We start from the raw sequence: 503 nt of genomic DNA on the forward strand, positions 1-503 counted from the left end.
CGTCCCCGTCCTGGCGTTGCTGCGCACCCTGACCAGGAACAGTGACGGACCCGCGGACGACGACCCCGACGACAGCGGCGGTGTCGGCTTCACGGCGACAGCCACACGGCCCGCACCACCGGGTTCTCGGTCGACGACTTCATTGCCCCAAGATGCTGCGTCTCCGGGCGCTGCGCTGCTGCGCGTCCTCGATGATGCCCTGAGCTCGGACATCGCGTACCTGGACGGGTACGGTCCGATCGACGACCACACCGCGACGCTCCTGACCGCGGCGGCGCCGTCGCTGCGGCGGCTGCTGACGCACCCGCACACCGGTGTCGTGCTCGCGCTCGGGCGCGAGACCTACACGGTGCCGGCGGACCTGCGCGCGTACCTGCGCCTTCGGGACGGGACCTGCCGGTTCCCCGGCTGCTCCCGCGCCGCGGCCCGCTGCGACGTCGACCACACCACGGCGTACGTGACCGGCGGGACCACGGACGCGACGAACCTCGCCCACCTGTGCC

1 protein-coding gene is annotated in these 503 nt (G+C 72.8%); it reads left to right on the forward strand.

Translation table 11 applies throughout. The features are described 5' to 3' along the window. Nucleotides 1-142 precede the first annotated feature (142 nt). The coding region (locus ACLQ14_RS19445; protein ID WP_425816105.1) for an HNH endonuclease signature motif containing protein at nt 143-503 on the forward strand (361 nt) is incomplete at its 3' end.

Source organism: Luteimicrobium sp. DT211 (assembly GCF_049844995.1).
Lineage (GTDB): Bacteria > Actinomycetota > Actinomycetes > Actinomycetales > Cellulomonadaceae > Luteimicrobium.